The organism is Candidatus Binataceae bacterium (assembly GCA_035650475.1).
In the GTDB taxonomy this organism is placed as follows: Bacteria; Desulfobacterota; Binatia; order Binatales; family Binataceae; genus JAKAVN01.
In genome coordinates this window covers 24,471-38,702 of sequence record DASRHP010000010.1, presented here as the reverse complement: position 1 = coordinate 38,702, position 14,232 = coordinate 24,471, and the positions used below count along the sequence as shown (strand labels likewise).

Below are 14,232 nucleotides of genomic sequence, written 5' to 3'. Positions count from 1 at the left end.
CCGGGCAACCGCCCTGGGGCGCGGCCTGCGACTACGCGCGGTCTTTCTTTTCGATGCGGGGGAAGAGCGGCGTCGGCGGCTTGACGCGATGGCCCGGCCTGAGACCGGCGCCGAACGGCGCGGACGTCACAGCCTCGTCAACGTTGAGCAGGTCGAACAGCTTCTGCGCCTGGCGCGGCATGAACGGCTCCACCCCGGCCGCGATCACGCGCAGCCCCTCTAGCAGGTTGGCGAGAATCTCTGCGACACGCGGTAGCTTGTCCTTGTCCTTGGCCAGCGAAAACGGAGAGGTCGCTACGATATACTTGTTCGCGGCGTCGAGCGCCTGCCAGATCGCTTCGAGCGCGCGATTGAACGCGAGCTCATCAACCAACTTGCCTGCGCGCGCCGGCGCCGCAGCGAGCGTCTCGCACAGCGCGCGGTCCGCCTCGTGGGCGCCCGCTCCCGGCGCCGCACGGACCTCGCCCTCGAAGTACCGCGCCGCCATCGCGAGCACTCGGCTCGCCAGGTTGCCCAGGTCGTTGGCGAGCTCGGCGTTGTAGCGCTCGACCAGCCGCTCTTCGGAAAAGTCGCCGTCGAGCCCGTACACCACCTCGCGCATCACGAAATAGCGCAGGACGTCGGCGCCGAACGCCCGCTCGTAGGAGAGCGGGTCGCGCACGTTGCCCGAGCTCTTCGACATCCGCGCGCCGCCGAAGTTGAGCCATCCGTGGACGTTGAGATGGCGGAACAGCGGCAGCCCGGCGGCGAGCAGGATCGGCGGCCAGTACACCGCGTGGGTCTTCAAGATGTCTTTGCCGATGAAGTGCTCGGTGTTGGGCCAGGCCTGTTCGAGGAAAGCGGGATCGCGCGTCGCCGGATGGCTGACGTAGGCCCAGAACGCGTCATACCACACGTAGGTGACGTAGTTGGAATCGAACGGCAGCTCGATTCCCCAGTCCAGCCGCGCCTTGGGGCGCGAGATGCAGAGGTCGGCGAGCGGCTCTGCCAGCATGTTGAGCGCCTCGTTGCGGTAGCGCTCGGGGCGGATGAAGTCGGGGTGGTCGCGGATGTGGCGCAAGACCTGCTCGCGGTACTTCTCGATCCGCAGGAAGTAGTTGCCCTCGCTGATCAGCTCGACCGCGCGGTTATGCGACGGGCAGAGGTTGCCCGGCAGCAGCTCCTTGTCGGTATAGAAGCGCTCGCAATCGACGCAGTACAGGCCCTCGTAGTCTCTGAAGTAGATGTCGCCGCGGGCGTGCGTGCGCCGCAGCATCTCCTGCACCCAGCGCTCGTGGACCTCGTCGGTGGTGCGCACCCAGTAGTCGTAGCTCACGCCGAGCCCGCGAAAGGCGTCGTCGAACAGCGCGCTCATCCGATCGGTGTAGGCCTTGGGCGCAAGGCCCTCGGCGAGCGCCGCCCGGCGGATCTTGTCGCCGTGCTCGTCGGTGCCGCTCAGGAAGCTGACGTTGTCGCGCCCGAGCCGGCGGCGCTGATGACGGGCGAAGACGTCGGCGGCGAGCGCCTCGTACGCGCTGCCGACGTGCGGCGTGCCATTGCAATAGAAAATCGCGGTGGTGATGTGGATTCGGTCGGCCATCGTGGGGGCCGCGCCCGCGCGCCCTGCGATACGCGCATCGGCGCCAGCGTGCGGGTTGGCGCTCCGATGCTACTTGCGCGCGCCTGGCCGCTCAAGCCTGCGGGCGGGCGGCGACCAGGTCTTCCATCGCCGCCTCGACCACGCCACCGTCCTCGTCGCGCTGGATCAGCACGGTCTGCTTGAGGATGTTCTGGCGGACCACCTTGCCGTCGCCCTTGACCGACTGCACGCGCTTGCCGACGTTGGGCAGCCCGCGCCGCAGCTCGACGTAGGTCGCGTATTCGTAGCGCAGGCAGCACTTCAGCCGCCCGCACATCCCGGCCAGCCGCGAGGGGTTGAGCGCCAGCCCCTGCTCACGCGCCATCTTGACCGTCACCGCCTCGAAGTCGCGCAACCACGACGAGCAGCACAGCTCACGGCCGCACGGGCCCACCGCGCCCACCACCTTGGTCTCGTCGCGCGCGCCAATCTGCTTCATCTCGACCCGCACGCGCAGCGTGGTGGCGAGGTCGCGCACCAGCTCGCGGAAATCGACGCGGCTCTCGGCCGCGAAATAGAAGACCGCCTTGCGCCCGTCGAGGACGTACTCGACGCTAACCAGCTTCATCGGCAGGTTGCGCTCGCGGATACGATGGAAGCAGATGCGGCGCGCGGCCGCCTCGCGCTCGAGGTTCTCGGCCTCGAAATCGAGGTCGTCGTCGCGCGCCAGACGCAGCACCGGCGGTATTGAAGCGGGATCGAGCGTCCGCGCTGGCTCATGCGGTTCGATCTCGACCGTACCGATCCGCAGCCCCGACTCGCCCTCGACCACCACGCGGTCGCCGCGCTTGAGCGCAAGCTCGCCGGCGAGATAGTTGTGGAGATGGCCGACGGGCAGGAAGCTGACCGCGACGATCCGCGGCGGCTCCGGCGCGCCCTGGAAAGGATCGATCTCGCCCGCCACTACCCGCTCCCCATCGCAGCGCCCAGCGCCATCCACCACTGCTCGGCCTGCAGCCGCGGATTGGCCATCGCGTCAACCGCCGCCCCGGCCTCGACCACGCCGCCGAGGCTGCTGAGCAGCGCGTCGAGTTCGAAGCTGTCGGCCATTTTCACCATCGCCTGCGCGACTTCGGGCACCGCTTCCGCAGGCGGCGTCCGCAAGAGCTTGAGGCATAGTATTTCTTCCAGCAGGCGCGCGATCAACTCGAAGTTCTCCGCCGCCTGCTCGCGGCCGGCGAAAAACTCTTGCGCGAGCGCCTGCGCGCGGGCGAAGTCGATACGCCGCGCGTCCGCCAGCGCACCGAGCAGCTCGCGGATCGGCGGCTCAGCGCCCGCCGCCAGCCTAAGCGCGCGCCCGGCGCTGCCCCGGGCAAGCCGCGCAAGGGCGGCCGCACGTTCGGGCTCGACCGCGGCGCGCGCGCGCAGGACCGCCTCGACGTCCGCCGTCTCCAGCGGCGCGAAGCGCACCAGGCGCAGGCGCGAGCGCACGGTATCGAGCAGCGCGCGCTCGCTCTCGGCGACCATGAAGATCAGCGCATGGCCGGGCGGCTCTTCGAGCGTTTTGAGCAGCGCGTTCTGGGCCGGCGCTCCGAGCGTCTCGGCGTCGTCGATAATCGCGACCCGCCGCGGGGCACGGCCCGGCCGGATACCCAAGCCCGCGATGAGCTCACGCACCTGCTCGATCAGCACTTCGGTGCGGCCCTCTGCGCGCACCACGCAGGTGAAGTCTGGATGGACTCCCGAGGCGACCTGTACGCACCCCGCGCAGCACTCGCATCGCGGAGCCGAAGCCGCCCCACGCGCGGCGCCGGCGCGCGTGGCGCTTCGCCCTGCGCCGCGCCCGGTCACCGGCGGCGATAGACGCACCGGGCAAGCCTCGGGCGTGCAGCAGAACTCGGCGCCGGGCGCGCGCTCGCACAGCGTCGCGTGCGCCAGACCGCGCGCGATCAGCCCCTTGCCGACGCCGCGTGGGCCGGCCAGCAGGTATGCGTGTGCGGGTCGCGTCAGAAGCTCGGTTTCAAGCTGCGCGATGGTCTCGCGATTGCCGCGAACGCCGCCCAGCCCCATCAGTGACCCACCAGGCTTTCCACCGCGAGCAGGATCTCGGTGGTGACCACCGAGAGTTCGCGCGTCGAGTCAATCAGCTTGACCCGCTCCGGCTCGGAGTGCGCGATCGCCAGGAAACCCTGGCGGACCCGGCGGTGGAAGTCGATGTCCTCGCCCTCGAAACGGTCGTAGCCGCGCGCGTCGCCGCGCACCCGGGTGCGCGCGCGCGCAAGCCCCATCTCCGCGGGACAGTCGAGCACGATCGTAAGGTCGGGCTGCGCGCCGTTGCTGGCGAGATGGTTGAGTTCGGCCAGCAGCTCGAGGTCGAAACCGCGGCCGTAACCCTGGTAGGCGATGGTCGAATCGGAGTAGCGGTCGGAGATCACGATCTCGCCTGCCGCAAGTGCGGGACGCAGCTTCTCGCGCACGTGCTGGGCGCGGTCGGCCAGCACCAGCAGAAGCTCGGCCGCGATACCCAGCGATATCGTGGGATCGAGAAAGATCGCGCGGATCGCTTCGCCCGCGCGGGTCCCCCCGGGCTCGCGGGTAAGCGTCACGCGCCGTCCGCGCCGGCGCAGCTCGTCGGCGAGCAGCGCCGCCTGGGTGGTCTTGCCCGAGCCCTCGACGCCTTCGAGCGTGATGAAAATGCCGGCGCCCATCAACGGGAAAAATACCAAGTTGTAAGGACCGGCTGAAAGACGGCATAGACGCCGGCCGCGATCGACAAAAACGGCCCGAACGGCACCGCAGTCATCAGCAGCGACACGCTCCGCTCGGTGTCCGCGGCCTGAAGCTCCGCCGACGCTGCGGCAGCCTCGGCAGCGGCAGGCTCGGCGGCGGCGCTGCGGACGTCCGCGCCGCTTGCGGCCGCCGTCTGCGGCGCCCGTGCGAACTCGCGCGCCGCGGGAGGAGGTTCGGGTGCGTCCCGTGGCGTGCCGAACAGGCCGACCGCAAGCCCGCCGAGCGAGCCAAGCAACGCGCCGAAAAACAGCGTGAACAGCACGCCGGGCCATCCGATGAACGCGCCGATCATCGCGAGCAGGAAAACGTCGCCCAAGCCGACGCCCTCCTGATGACGCACCAGCTGATAGACGAAGCCGGTCACGTACAGGAAACCGCCGCCGAGCGCGATCCCGATTAGCGAGCCGCGCCATCCCACCTCCGGCATCGCCAACCACGCAAACGCAAAGCCCACCGGCACCCCGGCGAAAGTCACGAGGTTAGGGATCAGCCGCCAGTCGTAATCGACGAGCGAACAGATAACCAGGGCGGTGACAAAGACCAGACGCGCAACCGCGTCGGCGAGCGGAAAGCTGACGTAAAGGTACAGCGCGACCAGCGCCAGCAGAAGCTCGGCGCCCAGATGGCGCGCCGCTATCGGTGCGCCGCACATGAGGCAGCGGCCGCGCAGGGCGAGGTACGCAAAGATCGGAACATTGGCCCACCAGGGGACCGGCCGCTGGCAACTCTCACAGAACGAGCCAGGAGTGATCAGTGAGATGTCGCGCGGCAAACGGTAGGCGGCGGTCACTGCGAAACTGCTCAGGCAGGCGCCGACGGCGAGCGCCAGCGCCCCCCCGATTATCGCCGGAACCTGATCCACGTCGCCTGCCCCGTCCGCCCCGCCTGCGCCGGCGCAGCTATTGCCCAAGCGGCGCCACGCTCACCACCACCATGCGCTCGCGCGGACCATCGAACTCCGCAAGCATCACGCCCTGCCATCGCCCCAGTGCAAGCCGCGCCTCGCGCACCGGGAGATTGACCGACGTCCCCAGCATCACAGACAGGATATGCGCTTGCGCGTTGCCCTCGGCATGGCGGTAGCCGCCGTCGCGCGGGACCATCCGCTCGAGCTGTCGCAGCAGGTCGGAAGTTACGTCCGGGTCCCAATTCTCGGAAACGATCACAGCGGCCGTCGTATGCGTCACGAACAGGTTGCACAGCCCCATGCGCACGCCGCTTTGCGCGACGAGGCGGGCAACCTCGTCCGTGATATCGACCAGCTCGACGCGCGCGTGAGTCCGAACCACCAGATCCGTCATCACGCCGACCATCTTACGGCGGCTGGCGTTGCACTGCCAGCACGTGCAGCCGTGCGCCGCGACGGACCAGCGTTCGGCATTTCACCGACAGACACGAGCGGATATGGTGTCAGGCGAGCGCAGGCCGCGGGGCATCAATTCCGCTTCGTGCGCTCCCCGGCGGGGACTGCGATGGAACAGGGACGGTTGGAATTCTGGTTCGAATTTGCGAGCACCTACTCCTATCCAGCCGCGATGCGGATCGAGGAGGCGGCGGGCGCCGCTGGCGTGCCGCTCAAATGGCGCCCGTTCCTGCTCGGCCCGATCTTCGCTTCGCAGGGATGGGGCGACTCGCCGTTCAACCTTTACCCGGCCAAGGGCCGCTACATGTGGCGGGACATGCAACGGATCTGCGAGAAGTATCGGCTACCGTTCCGCCGCCCGGGCAAGTTCCCGCGAAGCGGCCTGCTCGCGGCGCGCGTCGCCTTGGCCGCCGAAGCCGAGCCGTGGTGCCCGCGCTTCGTGCGCGCCGTCTACCGCGCCAACTTCGCCGAGGACCGCGACATCTCGCGCCTCGAAACCGTCGCCGAGATTCTCGCCTCAGTCGGGCAAAACCCGCGCGAGATGGTCGCGCGCGCGGAGTCGTCAGAGAACAAGCAGCGGCTGCGCGAACAAACCGGCTGGGCCGCGGCGCTGGGCATCTTTGGCGCGCCGACATTCATCATCGGCAACGAGCTCTTCTGGGGCAACGACCGGCTTGAGGATGCGCTGGAATTTTACCGGCGCACTATCAGCCCCATCGCCTGACGTCGCAAATCCGCTAATTTGCCTTAGCAACTATGCAACATGATGCTAAAGGCGCTTAGCCACTGGCTATCAGATTTCGCCTAAAAACATCAAATATCGACTTGGCATCGCCTTTGCTGTCATCTGTCGGCGGAGGCATCCTCCCGTCGGCCGGGTGGAGGTAAGGCAAGGCGATGAGAATCGAGGACGCCCTGCGCAAGGTACGCCTGTTGCGCCGGGTCAGGTTGGAGAACGGCGCCTCCCCAGCCGAAGCCGACAACGCCGCGCGTCTGGCCAATGCGATTATCGAGCGCTACGCGCTCGCTAATGGCGACACCCATCCGGAAACCGCGTCGCGCCGGCGGCTGAGCTGGGTGTACTGGCAGCATCTGATGGCGGACTTCGGAATCAAGCTGCGCCACTTTGGCAAGCGCGGCAACGCCTCGCTCGGCGACGGCCGGCTGGTCTTTATCCGGCTCGACTCGGGCCAATGGCAGGTGCAGCGGACGTCGCCGAGCGGATGGGAAACGATCAAGAGCGACCACGGTGTGGAAGCGCTGCGCGCGTATCTGATGCAGAGCGGGCCGCGGCTGTATTCGTTGACGCGCAAGTAGGGAAAGTGGCCGGCCGATGAAGCTCGAAGACGCCTTGCTCAGGGTGGAGATGCTGAGGGTTCGGCCGGAAGTCGCCGCCTCGCCGTCCGAACTCGAGAACGCGACGCATTTGACGGCGGTCGTCAGCGCGCTGTGGGTCCATTGGCGCCGGCTGGTCGGCGAGTACGGCATCCGCCTGCTGCACTGGGGCAACCGCGGCGGCGCTGCGATGGGCGACGGCAGGTTTCTGTTCGTACGCCTTGACAGCGCCCATTGGCTGGCGCAGCGGAAAGAACCCGGCGGATGGCAGACGGTGGCTGGCGACTGGGGCCTTGAAACGCTGCGCGCCTATCTCGACACCAACCCACCGCATCCACGCCACATCGGCGCGATATCCGAACAGCCCGGCGGCCCGTTCGCTCCCCCCACTATCGCCCCCCGCCGCCACGGCAATTAGTAGCAGCGCGCCATTTGCGTGGTCTGACGAGCGGTGCTCGCTCAGATCCGCCAGGCGTACCGCGCGCGCTGTCATCTCTAGCGAACTGGCGGGGCAGGCGTGATGCCTGGCTACCGCTGGCAGTGCGGGCAGTAGAAGCTCGCGCGCTGGCCGACCACAATCGCGCGGATCGGGCTCCCGCATACGAGGCACGGCTTGCCCTCACGCCCGTAAACCATCAGGCGCTCGGCAAAACGACCCGGCCGGCCGCGCGAGTCGCGATAGCTGCGAAACGTGGTGCCGCGGTTGCCGATCGCAGCGCGCAAGATGGGCGCGGTCGCCGCGACGATCCGCTCGATCTCGCGCCGGGTGACGCGCTCGGCGCGGCGCGTCGGCCTGATTCCGGCGCGAAAGAGAATTTCGGAGGCGTAGATGTTGCCGATGCCCGCAACCACCGCCTGGTCCATGATCACATTCTTGATCGCGGTGCGCCGCCCGCGCGCAACTCGTGCGAGGTAGTCGGCGTTGAAGTCCGCGCTCAGCGGTTCGGGGCCGAGTTGTTGCAGCTCGACCGTCGTGGCTAGCGCGTCCGCCTCGACCAGCCTGATCAGCCCGAAGCGGCGCGGGTCGTTGTACACCAGCCGGCTGCGGTCGTCGAGCTGGAACTCGACGTGGTCGTGGCGCGGGTCGAAGTCGGCCGCGTTGAAGCCGTTCTGGCGATGGGTCAGGCTGCCGCTCATCCCGAGATGGACGATCATCGCGGCACCGTCGCCGGCGTGGGTGCTTTCGAGCTCGATTATCAGGTACTTGGCGCGCCGCGAAAGGCGCACGATCCGATGCAAGGCGACGCGGGAAGCGAAGTCGGCCGCGACGGTCCGCCGCAGCCGCTTCTCGGCGACGCGCGCGCGGACGATCGTACGCCCGACCAGCGATCGCTCAAGTATCCTGCGCAGCGACTCGACCTCCGGCAGCTCAGGCATCGTGCGGCCCCTCGACCGACCGAAAGGCGGGCTCGTTGGGCGTCCCTGCGGACGGCAGCGCGCCGCGCGCGGCGAGCTCCCGGGCAAGACGCACGAAGTCCGTCACGCCCAACGTTGCGGGGCGCGCGCTTGGGTCGATACCGGCCTCGGCCAGCGCGGCCGCGACGGTTGCTTGCGGCGCGCGCAGCGTCGCCAGTGCATTGCGCAAGGTTTTGCGCGGCGCCGAAAATGCCGCGCGAATCGTGCTCAGGACCGCCCTCTCATGCTCGGGGGCGAAAGGCATGCGGGACGATGGCGAGAAAACGATGACTTCGGCGTCCACCTTGGGCTTTGGGCGGAAGTTGCCTGCGGCGACCCGAAAATGGAGCGCGGTTTCCCAGTACAGCGCGGTGAACGCGCTGAGCGCCGACCAGGTGCGCTCGCCCGGGCGCGCGCGGATCCGCTCGGCGACCTCGCGCTGAAACATCAGGACCATCCGCCCGATCAGCGCGTGCGCTGCGTCGAGCCGGCGCAGGATCGCGGCGGCCGCGCTGAACGGCAGGTTGCCGATGACCTTGACTGGCGGTCGCTCAGCGAGCGCCGCGAGATCGACGTCAAGAAAGTCGCGGCATACGACGCGCACCGCGGGATGGCCCGCAAAGGCGCTTTCCAGCCGGCGCGCGAGGCCCGCGTCGAGCTCGACGAGCCACAGCCGGCGCACGCCCGCGCGCGCGATACGGTCGCTCAGGATGCCGAGTCCGGGGCCGATTTCGACCACCTCGTCGTTGGGCCTGAGCTCCGCGGCGGCGACGATCTGGTCGGCGACGGCAGGCTGGATGAGAAAGTTCTGGCCGCGCGACTTGCGCGGCCGCACGCCGGCGGCCGCCAGTTGGTCAGCGACGGCAAGCGGCGCGATGCGGATTTCCGCATCCCGCGGGCCGCCGGGTCGGCGATTGCGCCCGCGGGTTGGTATCGGGCGGCGCGTCGCGGGTCTCATTGCGCTTGCGGCAGGCCGCGGGCCGCGGATTGCATGCGGGCGCTTGACCTCTCCCTGACCCTCCCCTTGGACCAAGGGAGGGAAACCGGTGATTTTCGCAACCTCTACAGCGAGAGCGCGGCTTGCGCGTCGATCGTGAGCGCGTCGCGCTCGCCGCGCAACAGCCGCCAGCTCCCCGCCATTGCGATCATCGCCGCATTGTCGGTGCAGTACTTGAGCGACGGCGCAATCACCTTGCGCCCTTCGGCGGCGGCTACCTCGGCCAGCCGCTCGCGCAGACGCGAGTTGGCGGCCACGCCTCCGGTGAGCACGATCTCGTCGGCGCCGACATCGCGCGCCGCGGCCAGCGTCGGCCGGATAAGCATCTCGACGACCGCCTCCTGGAAGCTCGCGGCGAGATCCTCGGGCGCCGGCGCAGCGCCGTCGGCGGTGCGCAACAGCCCGGCCACCGCGGTCTTGACCCCGCTGAAGCTGAAGTCGAGGGGCGCGCCGCGCACGTGGGCGAGCGGAATCCGTACCGCCCTGCGATTGCCGCGCCGGGCGAGGTCGTCGATCACTTTGCCGCCCGGATAGCCCAGTCCCATCAGCTTGGCCACCTTGTCGAAAGCCTCGCCCGCCGCGTCGTCGCGCGTGCGGCCCAGGCGACGGTAGCGTCCAAAGTCCTCGACCACGAAGAGCTCCGTATGCCCCCCGGAAACCACCAGGGCAAGGAACGGCATCGCCGGCCGGTGTTCGAGCAGCGGGGCGAGCAGATGGCCCTCGATATGATTCACGCCGACCATCGGAACATTCAGGCTCTGCGCTAGTCCCTTGGCGCACATCAGGCCGACCAGCAGCGAGCCGACCAGCCCGGGGCCGCGGGTTACCGCGATGCTGTCAATCTGGCCGAGGCCGCATCCCGCGGCCTCCAGCGCCTGCTCGATGACCGGCAGGATCGTGACGACGTGGTTGCGCGAAGCGAGTTCGGGCACGATTCCGCCGTAGCGGCGATGGATCGCGTCCTGGTTCGCGATGATACTTGAGCGGATCGTCGCAACGCCGGGGGTTGCGGTTTCCAGCACCGCCGCGGCGGCGTCGTCGCATGACGATTCAATTCCGAGAACAAGCATCCTTCTTCAACAGCCTTCTCCGCGGGCGCTTCAGTTGCCGCCGGATTGATCGAAACTTTTGCCCGACGTGGCGGACCCCGCAGGCGCTGGCGGTGGCTCGTCAGGCGGCTCGGCAACCGCGCTTCCGTCCTCGGGCGGCGGGGCAGTGGCGCCCGCGTCGGGCGCCGGCAGCGCCGCCCCGACGGCGGGCGCGGGTGGCGGCGGCGCGTTGCCGGCATTGGCGTCGGCGGCGATGGTAGTCAGCCGGCCGTAGCCCACGCGCGCCATTAAATTGTTGGGCGCCGCCTCCAACGCGTCCCTGTAGGCCTGCGCGGCCTGGGCGAATTTGCCCTGCTGCTCCAAACAGGCGCCCTCGAAGCTTTTGACCTCGCCGAGCCACACAGGGGTCGCGCGCAGTCCGACCTCGGAGCGACCGAAGAACGCGAGCGCCTGCGGATAATCGTTTTTCGCCATGTAGGCACGGCCGAGATAGAAGTACGCGTACGGGTCCGTCGGATCGATCGAGACCGCGCGGCCGAGCGAGCGAATCGCGTCGTCAGCCCTGGACTTTTCGATCTCGCCGCGCGCACTTTCGACCAGGCGCAGCGACGCACTCAGCGCGGGTTGGTCCTTGGCCGCCGCGTCGATAAGTGGCGTAAGCGGCTGGTCGCTGACCGGCGGCGCCGGCTGCACGGAGCCTATGTCGTACGGCGGCGGCAGCGCCGCCGCACTGGGCTCAGGCGTAGCGGCGCCAGCCGCCAAGGCGCTGGCGCCCGCCTGGGCAGGCACCACCCCCGCCGAGGGCTCCGCGCCGGGCACCACTACCGTCTGCGGCCCCCCACCAGCGCTGCTCGCGGGTGCGCCGCTCTCCTGCGATGGCGGCGCATCCGACGTTGCGTTGGCCGATTCGCCATTACTATCTGCCGGCACGCGCGTCCATTCTCCACCGCCGCCTTCGCCTTGCGCAGGCGCCTGCGGAGCGCCAGCCGCCGCAGGCGTGGCGTCGGGCGTTGCCGACGGCGAGGGCATCTCCTCCGCCGGCAGGTCCTCCTCGGAGAGCTCGGCCAGTTGAACATCGGCGCCGATAGCCATGCTGACCGGCGCGCCGCCGCCGACAGTCCAGTGCCGCGCCGCGTTCAGCGGTGGCACGCCAAGCGCGTTGGCGCTCGCGCCCGGCGCCAGCGCCAACGCGCCAGCCAGCGCCACAAGCGCCCCGGCGCGCATACCCGCAGAGGCGGTCGAGCTCCATCGAAAAACAAGCATCAGTCGCTGTCGCCGCTTGGCACCCGCTCCCATCCGGTCGCTGCCGCCGGCGGTGCCTGTCTGTCCGACGCTCCCGGCTGAATCGCGACTCCCGAGTGATCGGGGGCATTAACCGGACCCGGCGCGACCGAGGTGACTCCCGGATGCGTATGGAACGGGCAGGTCTGGGTTGGCGCCAGCTCCTTGGGGAACGCGCCCTCCATCACGACCGGACAATACGGCCCCGCCAGGTAGCCGGTCAGCGGATCGACCTTCTCCACCACGATACCCGGCGGCGGCGCGAAGTCCAGCGTCGGCCGCGAGGCGGTCGCGCCCTTCATGAAGTCGGTCCACGCCGGCAGTGAGGCTTCCGCGCCAGTCAGGCCCAGCGCCTCTTTCTGGTCGAAGCCGGTCCATACCACGGCCAGCAGGTTGGGCGTGAAGCCCGCGAACCAGGCGTCTTTGGAGTCGTTGGTGGTGCCGGTCTTGCCCGCGGCGGGGCGCAGAAAGCCGTGCTGGCGGGCGCCGAAGCCGGTGCCATGATTGACCACCTGCTCGAGCATGAAATCGATAAGATAGGCGAGCTGCGGCGAGAGCACTTGCTGCGCCTGGAGCTCGTGGCCCTCGATAACCTTGCCGCTTTGGTCCACGACGGCGGTGACCGCGTAGGGCTGCACTTCGAGTCCGTAGTCGGCCATGATCGAGTAGGCGCGCGCGATCTGCATCGGGCTGACTTCGATACCGCCCAGGATGATCGACGGATAGGGCGGCAGGTCGCCGAAGCCGAGCTTCTCGGCCATCGCCCGGATGCGGTCGAGGCCGATCTGGTTGGCCAGGCGCGAGGTCGCCGAGTTGAGCGACTCCTGAAGCGCGAACTCCAAAGTCACGCGCCCGAAGTAGCGATCCTTGTAGTTCTTGGGGCTCCAGCTCATGTCGCCGTAGGTCCACGTGAACGGCTCGTCGTCCAGGTAGCTGGTCGGCAAAAAGCGCTCCGGACCGCCGTCGAGCGTCTCCTGGAGTGCGGCCAGATAGGTGACGGGCTTGAAGGCCGAGCCGGGCTGCCGCTTGGCCTGGGTGATCCGGTTAAACTGGCTTTCGCGGTAGTAGCGCCCGCCCACCATCGCGCGAATCTTGCCGTTCTGGGGCTCGAGCGCTACCAGCGCCTCCTCAAGCTGATCCTTCTTCTCCTTGCGGCGCAGTGCGGGGTAGCGCTTCTCGAGGTAGTCGAGGTTGTTATGCACCGCCTGCTCGGCCAGCTTCTGCGTATGAACGTCGAGGGTGGTGAAGATTCTGAGCCCTTCGCCGGTCAGAACTTCGGGCGGATAGCGTTCGGCCAGCTCGTGCTTGACGTAATCGACGAAGTAGGGCGAGTCGTTGTTCTCGGTGAAGGTTTCCCGCGGATGAAGCGGCTCGATAACCGCCTGGTCGTAGGCGGCCTTGCTGATGTAACCGTCGGCGAGCATCTGGCCCAGCACCTCGTTGCGCCGCCGTTCGGCCTGGCGGGGATGGCGCAGCGGGTTGAGCGCGTTGGGCGAGCGGATCATCCCCGCGATCGTCGCCATCTCGCCGATCGTGAGATCGCGCGGCTCCTTGGAGAAGTAATACTCGGACGCCTCCCACACGCCGTAAATGCCTTCCTGTCCGCGCTGGCCGAGGTAGATATCGTTGATGTAGTTCTCCAGGATCTGGTCCTTGGGGTAGCGCTGCTCGGCGATGTACGCCATCAGCGCCTCCTTGGCCTTGCGCCGCCAGTCGCGCTTGCTGGTTAAGAAGAAGTTCTTCATCAGCTGCTGGGTCAAGGTCGAGCCGCCCTGGCGAATCTGATGGGAGGTCAAATCGACCCAGGCGGCCTTGATGATGCGCACCAGGTCGATCCCGTGATGCTCGTAGAAGCGATGGTCCTCGGCGGCGAGGATCGCGTCGATTAGCGCGGGCGGCACCTGCGAGAGCGGCACCAGCCGGCGCTGCTGCCAGCTTCCTTCGAAGATTCCGCTGATAAGCTCGGGTTCCAGCTCGATCGAATAGAGCGGCTTGCCGGTGCCCAGATCGCGCATCGCAAGCACCGTATCGTGCGGCCCCAGGGTGAGCCGCACGAGTTCGCCAGGGAACTGGCTGTAGGGATAGGCGAAGCTATGCAGGAAGACCGTCAGGCGATGCTTGGCCGGGTCGAGGCTGTACTCGCCGCGCGCGGCGACCTTGCCCGGGGCCACCTGATGGTAGTTGAGGCGTGCCAGGCGCTGGAAGAAACCGAGGTCATCGAGGCTCTGCCCGGGATAGACGAAGCAGGAGTCTGAATAGATGCGCGAGGGGATATTCCATCGCTTGCCCGAAAAGCGGGCGACGACTTCGTTCTCCAGCGCATGGTAGTAGCCGACGAACCGGTAGATCGCCGGAGGCACCGCGAAGAGGATGAGCGCCGCCACGCTGAACAGGGCTATTTTGATCGCGCGCTTCACCGCCTGGCCCGTCCGTCCCCAGCCGCCACGCCCGCTCTGGACCCTGC

General features: G+C 68.3%; 14 protein-coding genes. 3 read left to right on the top strand and 11 right to left on the bottom strand.

What is annotated here, in order from left to right:
• Positions 1-31 precede the first annotated feature (31 nt).
• From metG to VFB33_10330, 6 genes are all read right to left on the bottom strand, one after another.
• A complete protein-coding gene (gene metG / locus VFB33_10355; GenBank protein ID HZO82082.1) occupies positions 32-1,579 on the bottom strand; it encodes a methionine--tRNA ligase in 1,548 nt (515 codons plus the stop codon).
• 91 nt (positions 1,580-1,670) lie between these two features.
• The gene (gene ricT, locus VFB33_10350; protein HZO82081.1) at positions 1,671-2,522 is read right to left on the bottom strand and encodes a regulatory iron-sulfur-containing complex subunit RicT; all 852 of its coding nucleotides are present in this window, start codon (positions 2,520-2,522) and stop codon (positions 1,671-1,673) included.
• Positions 2,522-3,628 (bottom strand): hypothetical protein, encoded by a 1,107-nt coding sequence (locus VFB33_10345; protein HZO82080.1) that lies wholly within the window; start codon positions 3,626-3,628, stop codon positions 2,522-2,524. The genes ricT and VFB33_10345 overlap by 1 nt, the downstream gene beginning before the upstream one ends.
• A complete protein-coding gene (tmk, locus tag VFB33_10340) occupies positions 3,628-4,266 on the bottom strand; it encodes a dTMP kinase (GenBank protein ID HZO82079.1) in 639 nt (212 codons plus the stop codon). Before tmk ends, VFB33_10345 begins: the two co-directional genes overlap by 1 nt.
• A complete protein-coding gene (locus VFB33_10335) occupies positions 4,266-5,210 on the bottom strand; it encodes a prepilin peptidase (GenBank protein ID HZO82078.1) in 945 nt (314 codons plus the stop codon). The genes tmk and VFB33_10335 overlap by 1 nt, the downstream gene beginning before the upstream one ends.
• Before the next feature lie 37 nt (positions 5,211-5,247).
• Complete coding sequence (locus VFB33_10330; protein HZO82077.1) at positions 5,248-5,649, bottom strand: secondary thiamine-phosphate synthase enzyme YjbQ; 402 nt, start codon at positions 5,647-5,649, stop codon at positions 5,248-5,250.
• A gap of 171 nt (positions 5,650-5,820) precedes the next feature.
• Here VFB33_10330 and VFB33_10325 point away from each other — a divergent pair, with 171 nt between their 5' ends.
• The 3 genes from VFB33_10325 to VFB33_10315 all read left to right on the top strand — a co-directional run bounded on the left by VFB33_10325 (position 5,821) and on the right by VFB33_10315 (position 7,464).
• Entirely contained in the window at positions 5,821-6,435 is a 615-nt protein-coding gene (locus tag VFB33_10325; protein ID HZO82076.1) for a 2-hydroxychromene-2-carboxylate isomerase, read from the top strand.
• Between the two features lie 173 nt (positions 6,436-6,608).
• Entirely contained in the window at positions 6,609-7,028 is a 420-nt protein-coding gene (locus VFB33_10320) for a hypothetical protein (GenBank protein HZO82075.1), read from the top strand.
• 16 nt (positions 7,029-7,044) lie between these two features.
• Positions 7,045-7,464, top strand: coding sequence for a hypothetical protein (locus VFB33_10315; protein HZO82074.1), 420 nt, complete (start codon positions 7,045-7,047; stop codon positions 7,462-7,464).
• 110 nt (positions 7,465-7,574) lie between these two features.
• On the opposite strand, the gene mutM is transcribed toward VFB33_10315, so the two are convergent.
• The 5 genes from mutM to VFB33_10290 form a co-directional block, all read right to left on the bottom strand.
• A complete protein-coding gene (mutM, locus tag VFB33_10310) occupies positions 7,575-8,423 on the bottom strand; it encodes a bifunctional DNA-formamidopyrimidine glycosylase/DNA-(apurinic or apyrimidinic site) lyase (GenBank protein ID HZO82073.1) in 849 nt (282 codons plus the stop codon).
• Positions 8,416-9,399 (bottom strand): 16S rRNA (adenine(1518)-N(6)/adenine(1519)-N(6))-dimethyltransferase RsmA, encoded by a 984-nt coding sequence (gene rsmA / locus VFB33_10305; protein HZO82072.1) that lies wholly within the window; start codon positions 9,397-9,399, stop codon positions 8,416-8,418. Before rsmA ends, mutM begins: the two co-directional genes overlap by 8 nt.
• Before the next feature lie 104 nt (positions 9,400-9,503).
• Positions 9,504-10,508 carry a tRNA (adenosine(37)-N6)-threonylcarbamoyltransferase complex transferase subunit TsaD gene (gene tsaD / locus VFB33_10300; protein ID HZO82071.1) on the bottom strand — a complete coding sequence of 335 codons (1,005 nt, stop codon included), beginning with the start codon at positions 10,506-10,508 and terminating at the stop codon, positions 9,504-9,506.
• Positions 10,509-10,538: 30 nt separating this feature from the next.
• Positions 10,539-11,750: a tetratricopeptide repeat protein gene (locus VFB33_10295; GenBank protein ID HZO82070.1), complete on the bottom strand. Its 1,212-nt coding sequence runs from the start codon at positions 11,748-11,750 to the stop codon at positions 10,539-10,541.
• Complete coding sequence (locus VFB33_10290; GenBank protein HZO82069.1) at positions 11,750-14,185, bottom strand: PBP1A family penicillin-binding protein; 2,436 nt, start codon at positions 14,183-14,185, stop codon at positions 11,750-11,752. Before VFB33_10290 ends, VFB33_10295 begins: the two co-directional genes overlap by 1 nt.
• Positions 14,186-14,232 lie beyond the last annotated feature (47 nt).

Excerpts from the sequence above, each read along its gene's own strand:
- metG (HZO82082.1), bottom strand. The coding sequence starts at position 1,579 with ATGGCCGACCGAATCCACATCACCACCGCGATTTTCTATTGCAATGGC.
- VFB33_10345 (HZO82080.1), bottom strand. The coding sequence starts at position 3,628 with ATGGGGCTGGGCGGCGTTCGCGGCAATCGCGAGACCATCGCGCAGCTT.
- tmk (HZO82079.1), bottom strand. The coding sequence starts at position 4,266 with ATGGGCGCCGGCATTTTCATCACGCTCGAAGGCGTCGAGGGCTCGGGC.
- VFB33_10330 (HZO82077.1), bottom strand. The coding sequence starts at position 5,649 with ATGACGGATCTGGTGGTTCGGACTCACGCGCGCGTCGAGCTGGTCGAT.
- VFB33_10325 (HZO82076.1), top strand. The coding sequence starts at position 5,821 with ATGGAACAGGGACGGTTGGAATTCTGGTTCGAATTTGCGAGCACCTAC.
- VFB33_10320 (HZO82075.1), top strand. The coding sequence starts at position 6,609 with ATGAGAATCGAGGACGCCCTGCGCAAGGTACGCCTGTTGCGCCGGGTC.
- VFB33_10315 (HZO82074.1), top strand. The coding sequence starts at position 7,045 with ATGAAGCTCGAAGACGCCTTGCTCAGGGTGGAGATGCTGAGGGTTCGG.
- mutM (HZO82073.1), bottom strand. The coding sequence starts at position 8,423 with ATGCCTGAGCTGCCGGAGGTCGAGTCGCTGCGCAGGATACTTGAGCGA.
- rsmA (HZO82072.1), bottom strand. The coding sequence starts at position 9,399 with ATGAGACCCGCGACGCGCCGCCCGATACCAACCCGCGGGCGCAATCGC.
- tsaD (HZO82071.1), bottom strand. The coding sequence starts at position 10,508 with ATGCTTGTTCTCGGAATTGAATCGTCATGCGACGACGCCGCCGCGGCG.
- VFB33_10295 (HZO82070.1), bottom strand. The coding sequence starts at position 11,750 with ATGCTTGTTTTTCGATGGAGCTCGACCGCCTCTGCGGGTATGCGCGCC.